At 66.3% G+C, this 14159-nt stretch carries 12 protein-coding genes and 1 riboswitch; of the genes, 4 read left to right on the top strand and 8 right to left on the bottom strand.

The features are described 5' to 3' along the window. Nucleotides 1-81: 81 nt before the first annotated feature. A complete protein-coding gene (locus AC1DYL_RS09515; protein ID WP_477172949.1) occupies nucleotides 82-1059 on the bottom strand; it encodes a DMT family transporter in 978 nt (325 codons plus the stop codon). Nucleotides 1060-1179: 120 nt separating this feature from the next. Further along, a riboswitch (FMN riboswitch) is annotated at nucleotides 1180-1328 on the bottom strand. Between the two features lie 204 nt (nucleotides 1329-1532). On the opposite strand from AC1DYL_RS09515, the gene AC1DYL_RS09510 reads away from it, so the two are divergent. Continuing rightward, entirely contained in the window at nucleotides 1533-2015 is a 483-nt protein-coding gene (locus tag AC1DYL_RS09510) for a VOC family protein (RefSeq protein ID WP_477172948.1), read from the top strand. A gap of 37 nt (nucleotides 2016-2052) precedes the next feature. On the opposite strand, the gene AC1DYL_RS09505 is transcribed toward AC1DYL_RS09510, so the two are convergent. Genes AC1DYL_RS09505 through AC1DYL_RS09490 form a run of 4 tightly spaced genes read right to left on the bottom strand, consistent with a single transcriptional unit; the run spans nucleotide 2053 to nucleotide 6109 of the window. Next, nucleotides 2053-2862 carry an ABC transporter permease subunit gene (locus AC1DYL_RS09505; RefSeq protein ID WP_477148264.1) on the bottom strand — a complete coding sequence of 270 codons (810 nt, stop codon included), beginning with the start codon at nucleotides 2860-2862 and terminating at the stop codon, nucleotides 2053-2055. Beyond that, nucleotides 2863-3819 carry an ABC transporter permease subunit gene (locus tag AC1DYL_RS09500; RefSeq protein WP_477148263.1) on the bottom strand — a complete coding sequence of 319 codons (957 nt, stop codon included), beginning with the start codon at nucleotides 3817-3819 and terminating at the stop codon, nucleotides 2863-2865. It abuts the gene before it with no gap. Then, entirely contained in the window at nucleotides 3816-4964 is a 1149-nt protein-coding gene (locus AC1DYL_RS09495) for an ABC transporter ATP-binding protein (protein WP_477148262.1), read from the bottom strand. The genes AC1DYL_RS09500 and AC1DYL_RS09495 overlap by 4 nt, the downstream gene beginning before the upstream one ends. 53 nt (nucleotides 4965-5017) lie before the next feature. Then, nucleotides 5018-6109, bottom strand: a complete 1092-nt coding sequence (locus AC1DYL_RS09490) for a polyamine ABC transporter substrate-binding protein (protein WP_477172947.1) — start codon at nucleotides 6107-6109, stop codon at nucleotides 5018-5020. Nucleotides 6110-6629: 520 nt separating this feature from the next. Between AC1DYL_RS09490 and AC1DYL_RS09485 the strand changes: the two genes are divergently transcribed. Together AC1DYL_RS09485 and AC1DYL_RS09480 are read left to right on the top strand one after the other, a co-directional pair. Then, complete coding sequence (locus tag AC1DYL_RS09485) at nucleotides 6630-7553, top strand: pseudouridine-5'-phosphate glycosidase (protein ID WP_477156175.1); 924 nt, start codon at nucleotides 6630-6632, stop codon at nucleotides 7551-7553. Then, entirely contained in the window at nucleotides 7550-8443 is an 894-nt protein-coding gene (locus AC1DYL_RS09480; protein WP_477172946.1) for a carbohydrate kinase family protein, read from the top strand. The genes AC1DYL_RS09485 and AC1DYL_RS09480 overlap by 4 nt, the downstream gene beginning before the upstream one ends. Before the next feature lie 548 nt (nucleotides 8444-8991). On the opposite strand, the gene AC1DYL_RS09475 is transcribed toward AC1DYL_RS09480, so the two are convergent. Genes AC1DYL_RS09475 through AC1DYL_RS09465 form a run of 3 tightly spaced genes read right to left on the bottom strand, consistent with a single transcriptional unit; the run spans nucleotide 8992 to nucleotide 12880 of the window. Beyond that, nucleotides 8992-9600, bottom strand: coding sequence for a hypothetical protein (locus AC1DYL_RS09475; RefSeq protein ID WP_477172945.1), 609 nt, complete (start codon nucleotides 9598-9600; stop codon nucleotides 8992-8994). Nucleotides 9601-9632: 32 nt separating this feature from the next. Continuing rightward, entirely contained in the window at nucleotides 9633-12188 is a 2556-nt protein-coding gene (locus AC1DYL_RS09470; protein ID WP_477172944.1) for an ABC transporter permease, read from the bottom strand. After that, nucleotides 12185-12880, bottom strand: a complete 696-nt coding sequence (locus AC1DYL_RS09465) for an ABC transporter ATP-binding protein (RefSeq protein ID WP_477148256.1) — start codon at nucleotides 12878-12880, stop codon at nucleotides 12185-12187. Before AC1DYL_RS09465 ends, AC1DYL_RS09470 begins: the two co-directional genes overlap by 4 nt. 216 nt (nucleotides 12881-13096) lie before the next feature. Between AC1DYL_RS09465 and AC1DYL_RS09460 the strand changes: the two genes are divergently transcribed. Further along, entirely contained in the window at nucleotides 13097-14152 is a 1056-nt protein-coding gene (locus AC1DYL_RS09460; RefSeq protein WP_477172943.1) for an acyltransferase family protein, read from the top strand. The last annotated feature ends 7 nt before the right edge of the window (nucleotides 14153-14159 follow it).

The following is a 14159-nucleotide window of genomic DNA, read 5'->3' as shown; positions in this document are numbered from 1 at the left end:
AAGCGGACGACGGCCAGAGGCCGTCGCCGCAGGGGGCCGCAGTCACGGCGGCCCCGGAGCGCCTGAGTTGGTGCAGTCAGCTCAGGCGGTAGCGAGGGTGCCGGTGCGGCCGCGGCTTTCGACCCAGTAGATGAACACCGAGGCCAGAACAATCAGCGCTGCGCCCGGCCAGAACCAGACCGACGGGACCTGGCCGAGGATGACCCAGCCGACGAGGCCGCTCAGTGGCACCTTGCTGTCGCCGAAGGGCTGCAGGTACGTCGCGTCGGCCACCTTGTAGGCATAGGCGAGCAGGTACTGCGCGGCGGCAGTGAGCGCACCGAGCAAAGCCAGCAGCCACAGGGCGTTGCCCGAGGGGAGCGCGAAGACGTTGTTGGCGATACCGGCCGGTAGCAGGCCGGGCGCGACGATGCCGAGGCCCCAGACGGCGAGCAGGATCAACAGGTGGTTCGGCGTCACGAGGACGAGCAGCGAGATGGTCAGCGTCTCGGGGCTCTCGCCCTTGAGTGCGAGGTACTTGGTGAGCACGTCGGTGGTGCCCCACAGGGCCGCGGCGACGATCGGCACGAGGGCCGTCCAGCCGAGGCTGTCGGTGCCGACGCCGGAGACGATGATGGCGCCGACGAAGCCCAGCAGCGCCGCAGTGATGCGGGCCGGGGAGGCGCGCTCGCCGAGGAAGATGGTGGAGCCGAGGATGATGAACAGCGGGCCGGTGGCGAGCAGGGTCACCATCTGCCAGATCGGCACTCCGGAGGCGAAGCCGTAGACGAAGACGTGGACCCCGAGCGCCGAGACGAAGGCGCGGATCTCGTGCGCCAGCGGATGGCTGGTGCGGAGCTTGCTGACGCCGATGCGGAGGATCAGCGGCAGGCTGAGGATGGCGGCAATGACATATTGCCAGAACGCCATGCCGGTAGAGCTCATGCCAAAGCCTCCATACTCCACCGGAGTCGGCAGCACCGACTGCAGCAGGTTGGAACCGGCAAAGGCGAAGGCAGCGACCAGCATGAATGCGGCGCCGGTGGCGGCAGAGTTGGTAGACGAGGAAATCTGGCTCATCGTGGATCCTTTCCGTAACCAGTTCCCTCAGGGAGTTACGGGGATCGGCGATGGAAAATGGCGTCCTGCCCGGATGGTGGGCAGCCCAAAATGGGCGGACGCCGGCAAGCCAGCGCGTGGTCCCGTTCTCTTTCATCCGGACTATACCGTCGGCTCCGGAATTACACCGGATCTGCTGACCCTCTGGATTGCTCCGGAGGCGCTCGCGGGCTTTGGGCTTTCACCCATTTACCGCCGGTGGGGAGTTGCACCCCGCCCTGAGAACTTGCCGGCCGATAGTTCGACCGACCGCGCTCACATAGACCTGTCGCGTTGGCTGCGCAAGCAGGCACAAAGACGAAACCGGGACGACGGCGCGTTCGGGATGAGCGAACGATGGGACGTTCGTGGTCTGTTGTATTATCGCTAATACCGATGCAGAGTACAGCAGGCGCCGGGAGGGCGCGGCACAACATCATCACGAGGAGACGAGCATGGCGGCGTTCAACAGCCTGGGGCACATTGCGCTCAAGGTGCAGGATCTGGAGGCTTCGATCGCCTTCTACGAGAAGCTCGGATTCCCCGAGTTCCTGCGGCTGACCGAGGAGGATGGGCAGGCGTGGATCGCCTACCTGCGCTTCGACGACAACCTCTATCTCGAGCTGTTCCCGGGCGGGAAATCGCGCGTTGCGGGTCCGGAGGCGACGGGGACCAACCATCTGTGCCTGACGGTCGACGATATCGAGGTGGCGGAGCAGCACCTGCAGAGCGTCGGCATCGGGCTGATGCATCCACGCAGCGACAAGCGGGGGCTCGATCGCAATCGCGGCATGTGGATCGAGGATCCGGACGGCAACCGGATCGAGATCATGGAGATGTCGAAGAACTGCATCCAGTTCGAGGCGATCGCCAAGCTGAAGGCGGGCGGGGGGAAGACGAGCCTTGTGGCGCCGACCAGGCCGAAGCAGGTGGCTTAGCTGTTCATGCCCTGAAGTTGGGAAGCGGGTGCGCGGACTATGACGCCCGCTTCTCCTTGCCGGCGCGCAGCCCGATGATCGTGGCGCCCAGCACGCCGAGGGCGACGATGCCGATGATGATGGTGGCGAGCGCGTTGACGTCGGGGGAGACGCCGAGCTTGATCTTGGAAAAGATCACCATCGGCAGGGTGGACGAGCCCGGGCCGGAGACGAAGCTGGCGATCACCAGGTCGTCGAGCGACAGGGTGAAGCCGAGCAGCCAGCCGGAGACCAGGGCGGGCGCAATGATCGGCAGGGTGATGTCGAAGAACACCCGGAACGGGGTGGCACCGAGGTCCATCGCGGCTTCCTCGAGGCTCAGGTCGAGGTCGGAGAGGCGCGACTGCACCACCACGGTGATGTAGGCCATGCAGAACGTGGTATGCGCGATGACGATGGTTAGCATGCCGCGGCCGGCGGGCCAACCGAGGGTCGATTCCATCCCGACGAACAAGAGCAGCAGCGCCAGGCCGGTGATCACGTCGGGCATCACCAGCGGGGCCGAGACGGTGCCGGCGAGGACGGTGCGGCCGCGGAAGCGCTTGAAGCGCACCAGCGCCACGGCGCAGAGCGTGCCGAGCACGAGAGCGAAGCTCGCGGAGAAGAAGGCGATGCGAAGGCTCAGCCAGGCAGCGCCCAGCATCTGCTCGTCGGCGAACAGTTCGCCGTACCATTTGGTGGAAAAGCCGGACCACACGGTGACCAGCTTGCTCTCGTTGAACGAGAACACCACCAGCGAGATGATCGGCAGATAGAGAAAGGCGAAGCCGAGCGTCGCCGTGATGGGGAGGAACCAGCCGCGCCGCATCTACTTGCCTTTCTCGACCACCGCATCCTGCGCCTTTTGCAGCAGCAGGATGGGGATGACGACGACGACCAGCATGGCGATGGCGACGGATGCAGCGCGCGGCCAGTTGGTGGCGCCGAAGAACTCGTCCCACAGCACGCGGCCGATCATCAGCGTCTCCGGCCCGCCCAGCAGCGAGGGGATGACGAACTCGCCGATGGCCGGAATGAACACCAGCATGGAGCCGGCGACGATGCCGGGCAGCGACAGCGGCAGGGTGACCGAGATGAAGGTCTGCCAGGGGCGCGAGCCGAGATCGGCGGAGGCCTCGAGCAGCGCCGAGTCGAGCTTCACGAGGTTGGTGTAGAGCGGCAGGATCATGAACGGCAGGTAGGTATAGACGATGCCGACATAGACGGCGAAATCGGTCTGCATCATCACCAGCGGCTCGATGCCGAACACGGCGAGCACCTGGTTGATCACGCCGTTGCCGCGCATGAAACCACTGAGCGCGTAGACGCGCAGCAGGAACGAGGTCCAGAACGGCAGGATCACCAGCATCAGCAGGATGTTGCGCCACTTGTCCGGGGCGCGGGCGATGGCATAGGCCATCGGATAGCCGATGAAGAGGGTGATCACCGTGGCGATCAGCGCGATGCGGATCGAGCTCAGGTAGGCCGCGACATAGAGCGGATCGGTGAAGAGCTTCAGATAGTTGGAGAGGTGCAGCGTCAGCTGCACGGTGCCGCCTTCCGTGGTGAGCAGCGGCGAGTAAGGCGGGCGGCCGAACTGCTTGGTGGCGAGCGAAATGCCGAAGACCACGGCGAGCGGGATGAGGAAGAAGACGGTCAGCCAGATGGCGGGCGCGGCGATCACCAGCGTGCGGCCGGAAATGCCGACGTCGCGCAGTCGGCGCTCCAGCCCACTCCAGGGGCGGAGGCGACGCGGCGGCGGCAACTGGTTGCCGGTGAGGGTCATACCGTCAGCACCGAGCCGGAGCTGTCGCCCCAGGTGACGTAGACCTGCTCTTCCCAGGTGATGGCGTCGGGGTTGCCACGGGCGGTGTTGGTCTGGCTGACGCGGATGCGTTTGCCGCTCTCGAGCACGACCTGGTAGACGCTCATGTCGCCCAGGTAGCCGATATCCTCCACTACGCCCTTGGTGACGTTGGCGCCATTGAGCGCTTCGGGCCTCTCGCGGCTCAGCTCCATCTTTTCGGGGCGGATGGCCCACCAGAGGAGCTGGTCCGGGGCGCAATCGACACCATGGCCGACATAGATGTCGCAGCCGAGCTCGGGCGAGCGGATGCGGACATGGTCCGGCTCATCCTCGGTGACGACGCCCTCGACCATGTTGGCCGAGCCGATGAAGCTCGCGACAAAGCGCGAGTTGGGGAACTCGTAGATGTCGTGCGGTTCGCCGATCATGGCGATCTCGCCCTGGTTCATCACGCCGATGCGGGTGGCGAGCGTCATCGCCTCTTCCTGGTCGTGGGTGACGACGATGAAGGTGACGCCGAGAGATTCCTGGATCTTGACCAGTTCGAACTGGGTCTCTTCGCGCAGCTTCTTGTCGAGCGCGCCGAGCGGTTCGTCGAGCAGCAGCAGTTTGGGGCGCTTCGCCAGCGAACGGGCGAGGGCGACGCGCTGGCGCTGGCCACCCGACAGCTGGTTGGGCTTCCGCTTGCCGTAGTCCTGGAGCTTCACGAGGCTCAGGAGCTCCGCGACCCGATCGGCGATCTCGCCGCGCGGCATGTTATCGCGCTTCAGCCCGTAGGCGATGTTCTGCTCGACGTTCATGTGCGGGAACAGCGCATAGGACTGGAACATCATGTTGACCGGCCGCTGGTAGGGCGGCACCTCGGTCATGTCCTGGCCGTCGATCTCGATGGTGCCCGAGGTCGGCTTTTCGAAGCCCGCTAGCATGCGCAGCAGGGTCGACTTGCCCGAACCCGAGCCGCCGAGCAGGCAGAACAGCTCGGACTTGTAGATGTCGAGCGACACTTCATGCACAGCCGAGACGTCGCCGAATTTCTTCGAGACGTTGCGAATGCGCACAAACGGCTTGGCCGACGGATCGCGCCAGGGGCGCGTGTCGATGGCGAGCTGCGGCTTCTTGGCCATTCGGCACCTGAGACTGGAAAAGGGGGCGGTGAGAGTACCGCCCCCTGAGGAGATTACAGACCGGTTTTGATGCGGGTCCAGGTCCGGGTCAAGACCTCTTCGAACTCAGGCGAGTGCGCCTTCATCACGAACGCCTTGGCGATGGTCTCGGCCGGCGGGTAGATGCCCGGGTTCGACTTCACTTCCTCGTTCACGAACTCCAGCGCCGGCAGGTTCGGGTTGGCGTAGAACACGTAGTTGGTGATCGCGGCCACCACTTTGGGTTCGAGGATGTAGTTGATGAACTTCAGCGCGTTATCCGGATGCGGCGCGTCGACCGGGATGGCGAGGAAGTCGAACAGCGTCGCGGCGCCTTCCTTGGGGATCAGGTACTTGACCTCGTTGCCCTGGGCAGCCTGCGCGGCGGCATCGGCGGCGATGAAGATATCGCCCGAATAGCCGAGTGCGAGGCAGATCTCGCCGTTGCCCAGATCGTCGATGTACTGGCTCGAGTGGAAGTAGCGGAGCGACGGCTTGATGCTGGCCATCAGCGCTTCGGCTTTGGCCAGATCCTCTTCCTTTTCGGAGTTCGGATCGAGGCCGAGATAGTGGAGAGCAATGCCCATCACTTCGGACGGGCTATCGAGCACGGCGACGCCGCAATCCTTGAGCTTGGCCACCACTTCGGGCTTGAACAGCAGGTCCCAGCTGTCGAGCGGGGCGTCGGCGCCAAGCGCCGCGGTGACCTTGGCGACGTTGTAGCCGAGGCCGATAGTGTTGATCATGTAGGGCACGCCGTGGGCGTTGTCCGGATCCTGCGAGGCGGCAGTGGCCATCACGGCAGGGTCGAGGTTGCCGAGGTTCGGCAGCTTCGACTTGTCGAGCGGCAGGATCAGGCCGGCCTTGATCTGGCGCTCGAGGAAATTGCCCGAAGGGACGACGATGTCGTAGCCCGAATTGCCGGCGAGCAGCTTGGCGTCGACGATCTCGTTATTGTCGTAGACGTCGTAGTTCACCTTGATGCCGGTCTGGGCTTCGAAGTTGGCGATGGTGTCTTCGGCGATGTAGTCGGACCAGTTGTAGACGTTGACCACATTGTCCTGCGCGAGCACCGGGGTAGCGACGAGCAGCGCTCCCAGAGCGGCGATGAGCATCGACTTATGCATTTGTTGTGTCTCCTTGATTCAGAACCGCGGGTGGCCTGCGGTGCATGGCGGATGGCCCGGACGCCTCGCGGCGCCGGATGGCAGAAGCCCGGCGGCGTGCCGGGCGAATTTCGAAGAAGCTGGGGGTGCAGGTGGACCGGCTACGGAGATGTCGGTCAGCGGGTACGCGGGAGGGTAGGCCAAGCAGCGCGGGTCTCGCGCCGGGAGAATTCGGGTTCGCAATGTGCCCGGAGCCGGGCGCCCATCGATCCGGAGGCGGCTCCGGATCAACAATAACCGTAAGCAGTGACGTGCCCCTTCGCGACGAGCTTTCCAGCCGGCCGAAACGTAGTGGGAAATCCGACGTGGAGCAAGGGTTTTAGGGGCATTCCGGCCATGCCGGGAACCCGGCGAACACGGTGCTGCGACGCGCCGTCACAGGAGCTTTGGCCGGCCACGCGAACGAGGGGCGGGCGGGGAGTTGAACTGCCGCGGATTTCAGTTCAAGTGAGGGCAAAACCTCGTAGTGAAAGGCGCTCCAGTGAGCCTGAAGAAGCATCTGTCCATTTCCCCTGCGGTCAAGAAGGCGCTCGATGCCGGGCAGCCGGTGGTGGCGCTCGAATCCACCATCATCACCCACGGCATGCCCTATCCGCAGAACCTCGAGATGGCGCAGAACGTCGAGGCGGTGATCGAAAAGCACGGCGCGGTGGCTGCGACGATCGCCATCATGGACGGCAAGTTCAAGGTTGGCGTCACCGCCAAGGACCTCGAGCGGCTGGCGCAGACCGGCGGCAAGGCGGCGAAGGCCTCGCGGCGCGACGTCGCGGCGCTGCTCGCTTCGGGTGAAGTGGCCGGCACCACAGTCGCGACGACGATGATGGCGGCGGAGGCGGCGGGCATTTCGGTGTTCGCCACCGGCGGGATCGGCGGAGTGCATCGCGGGGCGGAGACGACGTTCGACATTTCCGCCGATCTCGAGGAGCTCGGCCGCACGCAGGTCGCGGTGGTGTGCGCGGGGGCCAAGTCGATCCTTGATATTCCGAAGACGCTGGAAGTGCTGGAGAGCAAGGGCGTCCCGGTGCTGGGGTTCCAGACCGAGGATTTCCCGGCGTTCTGGGCGCGGCAGTCGGGTGGCAAGGTCGACCATCGGGTGGAGAGCGGCAAGGATGCGGCCAAGGTGATCGCGCTGCAGTTCGCGCTGGGGCTCGGCGGCGTGCTGGTCGCCAACCCGATCCCGGAGAGCGCGGCGCTCGACAAGGATGAGATCGAGGGCCGGATCAACGAGGCGATCAAGGGTGCCGAGAAGGAAGGGGTGAGCCGCAAGGAGCTGACGCCGTTCCTGTTGAAGCGCATCTTCGAGCTGACCGGAGGCAAGAGCCTCGTCGCCAATATTGCTCTCGTTGAGAACAACGCGCGGGTGGCGGCGGAGATCGCGGTGGCGCTGGCGAAGCTCAAGAAATGAGCGACAGCACCGGCCGGGTTATCGTCATCGGCGACGTGATGACCGACGTTATCGTCATCCCTGAGGGACCGATCGTGCGCGGCTCGGACCGGCGCGCGCAGATCACCCAGCGGCCGGGTGGCTCTGGCGCCAACCAGGCGGTGTGGTTGGGCTCGATGGGGACGCCCGTCAGCTTCGTTGCCCGCGTTGGGGCGCGCGACAAGCCGCATCTCGAGGCCTATCTGCGCGGCTTCCATGTCGATCCGGTGCTGATCGCCGATCCGGTGAAGCCGTCGGGCATTCTCGTCATCATCGTCGATGCGGACGGGGAGCGGAGCTTCCTCACCGACCGCGGCGCGAACCTCGACCTGTCTCACTCGGACATGCCGGTGTGGCTGCTCGAGGAGACCCGCTACGTGCTGGTGTCGGGCTATTCGCTGTTCGCGGAAAAGCCGCGGCATGCGGCGCGCTGGATGGCGGAAGAGGCGCAGTCGCGCGGCATTCCGGTGGCGGTGGACGCGGCCTCGGTGGGGTTCGTCGAGGAGGTCGGGGCGGACAAGTTCCTCGAGTGGACCAAGGGGTTCTCGACGCTGTTTGCCAACGAGGACGAGGCGGTGGCGCTGGCCCGGACGGATGATCTCGAAGGGCAGATGCGGGTGCTCGGGCCGAACTATGGGCGGGTGATCATCAAGCTCGGGGCCGGTGGTGCGGCGGTGCGGGACGCGTCGGGGGTAACGCTGAAGCTGCCGGCGCCGGCGGTGAAGGTGGTGGACACGACCGGGGCAGGCGATGCATTCGCCGCGGCGTTCGTATCGGCGGAGCTGCGGGGGGCGGATGTCGAGACGTGCCTGCGGCGCGGGATCGAGGCCGGGTCTGCAGCGGTGACCAAGGTGGGCGGGCAGCCGGATTAGGGTTCGGCGCGTGGGGCTCCACCAAGCGAAACTCACCACCCACAGGCCGTCATCCCGGCGAAAGCCGGGACCCACTGCTCGGACAGTCTGTCTGGGCACAGGCCGTGCCGGTCCATCTCGGCAAGGTCGGAGGGCTAAGCGCGAGTGGATGACCCAGTGCACTGGGTCCCGGCTTTCGCCGGGATGACGGCCGGCGTGCAACGTCAGCACCAAAGAAAATTTGCCCGACTTATCCCCCCGCCTTTCAGCAATGAGACACTGCCCCCGTCACCCACACGGGCGCGGTCGCGTACGGACGGTCGGTGGGGCGATTTCGGTGCTGGGGGAGCCGTCCCCTGGCGGCCGCGGCTATGGGCACCCGTCCACCGTTTCCGGGCTAGCACCCGGCGTGCGAACGCTTCCTCATGGTCCCCGCAAAAACTCCGAACAGTTCCGGCGTGGCGACGGCCTTCATATTGCGGACTACCCGCGTGGTCGAAGCCACGCCGGAACCGCCTGTTCTTTGAATCTACCGAGGCCGAAAGCTGTCGGGCGCAAAGGCGCGCCTGCTACTCCGTCTCCATCGCGCACCAGTCCAGCGGCTCGGTCGTGTACTTGCCGCGGTTGCCCTCGATGTCGCCGAGTTCGGAGATCATGTGGGAGCGGACGTCTTCGACGGTGGCGTGGGGGGCGGTGAGGCCGCAGCCGCGGGCGAGCTGGTATTGCTCGTTGTCGATGGGGGCGACTTCGTTGTCCCCTTCGGTGATGCGTTTGAGCAGCCGCAGCAGGTGGCCGTCGGGGGCGAAGTAGAGGCGGCCTTCTCGGGTGATGGAGGGGCTGTCGTAACCCTCGGCCATGTTGGGCGAGGTCATCTCGGAGAAGATGAAGGCGAGGCTGCCGTCGGAGCGGTAGCAGGAGGTGTCGGTCTGGGTGGCGATGCCGTCGATCAGCCAGCGCTGGACCAGCACCGAGGGGGCGTCGTCGCCGCCGTCATGGAACTCGAAATGGTCGGAGTAGCCGCCATCGAAATTGCGACGCCAGCCGGTCCAGTCGTTCGGAGCGGTTTCGAGCACCTTGGAGCAGGCATCCCAGGCGGCGCGGACTTCGTCGATTTGCGGTTCGGCGGCATGGGCCGCGGGGACCAGCAGCAGGCTCAGGGCGAAGAGCAGTCGGCGCATCGGGACCTCCGTTTGGAGCGGACGCTAGCCGATCACTCTTCGCGCAGGAAGCTGGCGGGTCTGGTCGAGAGGGCGGACCAGGTGGTGAGCATGCCGACGATGATGGCGAGGGCGATCGTGCCGAGGGTGACCCAGATGAGCAGCGCCGGGTCGGCCCAGAAGTCGATCTCCAGCACGAATTCGACGAAGGCCCAGGTGCCGGCGAGGCCGAGCAGGGCGGCGAGCACGGCGGCGAGGAGGCCGAGCAGGCCGTATTCGACGAGGTAGGCGCGGAGCACGTCGCCGCGGGTGGCGCCGAGCACTTTCATCACCACGGCATCGGACTCGCGTTGCTTGCGGCCGGCTGCCATGGCGCCCGCCAGCACCAACACGCCGCTGACCACGGCGAGGCCGCCGATCACTTCGACCGCGGTGGTGACATTGGCGAGGATGGCAGCAAAGGTTGCGAGCGCCTCGCCGACCGGCAGGAACAGCAGATCGGGGAACTCGGCGACGAGGCGCTGCTGCACCTCGGTCTCCTGGCCGGGGACGGCCTTGAGCAGGCCGAGATAGCTGAGTGGGAAATCGGCCAGGGCGTTGGGGGAGAGGACGAAGCCGAAGTTCACGCTGCCCGAGCGCCAGGCGTAATCGCGGAAGCTGCCGATCTTCACCTTCACCTCGTCGCCGAAGATGCGGAAGGTGAGGATGTCGCCGAGCTTGAGGCCGAGCGGCGCCTTGAGGCGCTGGAACACCGAGACTTCCGGCGGGCCGATGAAGTTGGGTGGCCACCAGCTGCCTTCGGTGATGGTGGATTGCTCGGGCAGGCCATCGGAGGCGGAGAGCGGGATTTCGCCCTCGAGCACGAAGGCGAACTCGGGCGGCGGGGTGCGGTTAAGGTCGGCGATCGGGACGCCGTTGATGGCCTCGATGGCGCCGGTGATCATGGGCAGCGAGGCGAAGGTCTCGACGGACTTGTCGCCGACGGAGAACTGCTTGAGGGAGTCCACCTCGTCCTCGAACAGATCCATGAAGACGAAGCTGGGAGCGTTGGGGATCGACTCGCGGGCAAGCTGGTGGCGGAGGTTCCCGTCGATCAGCGCGATGAGCAGCAGCAGGGCCAGGCCGAGGCCGAGCGACAGGATGACCACCGGGGCGGGGGCGCCGGGGCGCCAGATCGACTTGATGGCGTTGCGGAGGGCGGCGTTGGAGAGCGGCGGGATGAGCTTGAGGGAGCGCTGCAACAGCCAGGCGGCGCCACGGAGGATCAGGAAGGCGACGAGGATGCCGATGGCGTACCACAGCACCAGCAGCGGGCGGCCGGTGGTGAGGGCGGCTAGAGCGTAGATGCCGGCGGCCGCGAGGCCGAGCGGCAGCCAGAGGCCAGGCTTCAGCATGTCACGCCAGTCGAGCCCGCCTTCGACAGCGGAGCCGGCGGAGCGGAACAGCAGCGCGGGCTTCAGTTTTTCGGCGCGGCGAAGCGGCAAATAGCCGAAGGCGAAGCCGGTGAGGGCGCCGAAACCGGCGGCAGTCCATAGCGTCACGGTGTCGACCACCGGCGGCAGCGACAGGCCGATGAGGCTGCCGAGGATCGGCAGCAGCACCAGGGTGAGCAGCGTGCCGAGCAGCAGGCCGAGGATGATGCCGGCGATGGTGAGCAGCATCACCTGGGTCAGGAAGTGGACGAGGATGCGCGGGCCGGTCGCGCCGAGCGCCTTCATGGTGGCGATGGAGCGCTGGCGTTCGGTGACATAGGCGGAGATGGCGTTGGAGACGCCGAGGCCGCCGACCAGCAGGGACGACAGGCCGACAATGGTGAGGAAGCGCGCGAACATATCGAAGAAACGCGCCAGATCGGCGGTGGCATCCTTGGGACCCGCGAGCTTCCAGCCGGCCTCGGGGAAGGTGGTCTTGATGGCCGCCATGGCCGTATCGGGATCGGTCCCGTTCAAGAGGATCTTGTAGCGATAGCTGGCGAGGACGCCCGGGGCGAGGATGCCGGTGGCGTTGAGGGCATCGACCGACATCAGCACGGGCAGGCCGAACTGCATGCCGGCGGTGATGCGGTCGGGCTCGGTGCCGATGATGCCGGTTAGGGTGAAGGTGGCGTCGCTGATGGTGAGCGTGTCGCCGAGCTTCAGGCCCAGGCGATCGAGCAGCAGCTGGTCGGCGACGAGGCCGAAGTTGCCGTCGCTGCGCTTGCCGAGAAGGTCGGGCAGCGGAGCGTCGGCGCCTTCGACGGTCACCGTGCCTATCAGCGGGTAATTGGTGTCGACGGCGCGGATAGCGAGGAAGCTGTTTGTGTCCCCGGCGTCGCCGCGGCCCATGACTTCGACGACTTCGCCGAGCTTGCCGAAGCTCGCGAATTCCTGCCGTTCCTCGGGGTTGGCGGCGCGATAGGAGAGCTGGGCCTCGATGTCGCCGCCGAGCAGGGTGCGGGCATCGCGCAGCAGGGCCGATTGCAGCGCCGCACCGACCGAGCCGACAATCGTGATGGTGCCGACGCCGAGCGCCAGGCAGGCGAGGAGGATGGTGAAGCGGCGGAGGTCGCCGCGCAGGTCTTTCAACGCGACGCGGAGCCAGCCGCGCAGCGTGGTGGCGACCGCATTCACGCGGGCACCCGCTCGCTCAGATGGCCCTCGTTCATGCGCAACTGGCGATCGGCTTTTCCGGCCAGCGACGAGTCGTGGGTAATGAGCAGGATGGCAGTGCCGCGCTCGCGGGCGAGGCCGAACATCAGCTCGATGACATGCGCGCCGGTCTCCTGGTCGAGGTTGCCGGTGGGCTCGTCGGCGAGCATGAGCTTGGGGTTGCCGACCATGGCGCGGGCGAGGCCGACGCGCTGCTGCTCGCCGCCGGAGAGGGCGCTGGGCAGGTGGGTCAGGCGGTTGGCGAGGCCGACATCGGTGAGGGCGGCGGCGGCGCGATCGCGGATCGTCGTCCAGGGCAGCGACGGCTCGGCGATCTCGAGGGTGAGGGCGACGTTTTCGAGCGCGGTAAGCGAGGGGATGAGGTGGAAGTTCTGGAACAGGATGCCGAGCGCGTCGCGGCGGAAGATGGCAAGCTGGTCTTCGTTGAGCTTCGCGATGTCGGTGCCGGCAACGCTGATGGCGCCGGAGGTGGCCTGTTCGAGGCCGGAGAGCACCATCAGCAGGGAGGTCTTGCCGCTGCCCGAGGGGCCGACGATGGCGGTCACCTCGCCGGGCTGCAGGGTGAGGTCGACATCCTTGAGAATGTGCAGCGAAGTGGTGCCGCTCTTCAGGTGCAGGTTGATGCCTTTGGCATCGACGACGGGAGCGGGCATGGGGTGGCCGGGTTAGCTGCGATCTCAAGGAGATAGGCGGTGGATGCGGCGGTTCAATGGAGGGATGAACACTGGCGGCGGTTTTCGGTTCCGGCAATGCGGGGCATCACTCCTCGCTGCAGAGGTGCTGTCCCCCGTCTTAACCGTAGCGCGCGACGGAGGATTGGGCGCTGCGGCTGGAGTGCTATTGCAGAGGGTGAACGAAAGGTTACCCGGATGGCTGGAAAGCTCTACTCGGTGCAGTACCTGCGCGGCCTGGCGGCGCTGCTGGTGGTGGTCGCGCATGCCTCGGAGCATCCGTTGGCGGACCCGATCTACCTGCAGGCACGGCTGGGCGAGTTCGGGGTCTATCTGTTCTTCGTGATCAGCGGCTTCATCATGGTGGCGATCTCGGGATCGGGGCCATTCTCGGCGCTGGAGTTCCTGAAGCGCCGGGCCATCCGTATCGTGCCGCTGTACTGGATCTTCACGACGCTCGCCGCGCTGCTGGCGCTGGCGCTGCCGGCGTTGTTCAAGAGCACGGTGTTCACCGTGCCGCATTATGCGCAGTCGATGCTGTTCATCCCGCACGAGGCGCCTGGTCGAGGCGGAACGAGCCCGCTGCTGAGCCTGGGCTGGACGCTGAACTATGAGGTGTTCTTCTACCTGGCGTTCGCGCTGCTGGCAGGGCTGGCTGCTGGCGGGCGGGTCGTGGCGCTGACGGTAGGGTTTGCGGCGCTCTATGTGGCGGGTGAGGTGCTGAAGCCGACCGATCCGCTGCTCGGTTTCTACATGCACCATGCGGTGCTGGCGTTCGTGGCCGGCGCGTGGGTGGGCCTGGGACATATTAGGGGCGTGTTCGCGCGGCTGCCGGCACTGGTGATGCCGGGGCTGGTTGGGCTCGCGGCAGTTGGCGCGATCGTGGCGTTTGGTCTCGACCAGACACCCTATGAGACGGCGCCTGCGTTCGTATCGCTGGTTGGGCTGGCAGTGGCGCTGTTGGTGATGGGGCTGGCTCGCGAGGCTGCGCTGCCGCGGAGCCCCTGGCTGGAGAAGCTGGGGGATGCCTCCTATGCGACCTACCTGGTGCATATGTTCGTGGTCGGCGCCGTAGTCGCGGTGGGGACGCGCGTGCTGCCGGAGGGGCTGGGGAGTTACTTCGGCATGGTGGCGGTGGCGATCGGGCTGGCCCTTGTGGCCGGAGTCATCGTGCACGAGCGGATCGAAAAGCCGCTGCTGCGCGTGTTGCACAAGCGACCGAGAGCGGCGCGCACGGCGGTGCCGGCGCAGTAGCTCAGCC

Source organism: Devosia sp. P1_H9, assembly GCF_056405135.1.
The sequence above is the reverse complement of the archived record's forward strand: the minus strand, read 5'-3'. Positions and strand labels throughout refer to the sequence as shown.

Excerpts from the sequence above, each read along its gene's own strand:
- AC1DYL_RS09515 (WP_477172949.1), bottom strand. The coding sequence starts at position 1,059 with ATGAGCCAGATTTCCTCGTCTACCAACTCTGCCGCCACCGGCGCCGCA.
- AC1DYL_RS09510 (WP_477172948.1), top strand. The coding sequence starts at position 1,533 with ATGGCGGCGTTCAACAGCCTGGGGCACATTGCGCTCAAGGTGCAGGAT.
- AC1DYL_RS09505 (WP_477148264.1), bottom strand. The coding sequence starts at position 2,862 with ATGCGGCGCGGCTGGTTCCTCCCCATCACGGCGACGCTCGGCTTCGCC.
- AC1DYL_RS09500 (WP_477148263.1), bottom strand. The coding sequence starts at position 3,819 with ATGACCCTCACCGGCAACCAGTTGCCGCCGCCGCGTCGCCTCCGCCCC.
- AC1DYL_RS09495 (WP_477148262.1), bottom strand. The coding sequence starts at position 4,964 with ATGGCCAAGAAGCCGCAGCTCGCCATCGACACGCGCCCCTGGCGCGAT.
- AC1DYL_RS09490 (WP_477172947.1), bottom strand. The coding sequence starts at position 6,109 with ATGCATAAGTCGATGCTCATCGCCGCTCTGGGAGCGCTGCTCGTCGCT.
- AC1DYL_RS09480 (WP_477172946.1), top strand. The coding sequence starts at position 7,550 with ATGAGCGACAGCACCGGCCGGGTTATCGTCATCGGCGACGTGATGACC.
- AC1DYL_RS09475 (WP_477172945.1), bottom strand. The coding sequence starts at position 9,600 with ATGCGCCGACTGCTCTTCGCCCTGAGCCTGCTGCTGGTCCCCGCGGCC.
- AC1DYL_RS09465 (WP_477148256.1), bottom strand. The coding sequence starts at position 12,880 with ATGCCCGCTCCCGTCGTCGATGCCAAAGGCATCAACCTGCACCTGAAG.
- AC1DYL_RS09460 (WP_477172943.1), top strand. The coding sequence starts at position 13,097 with ATGGCTGGAAAGCTCTACTCGGTGCAGTACCTGCGCGGCCTGGCGGCG.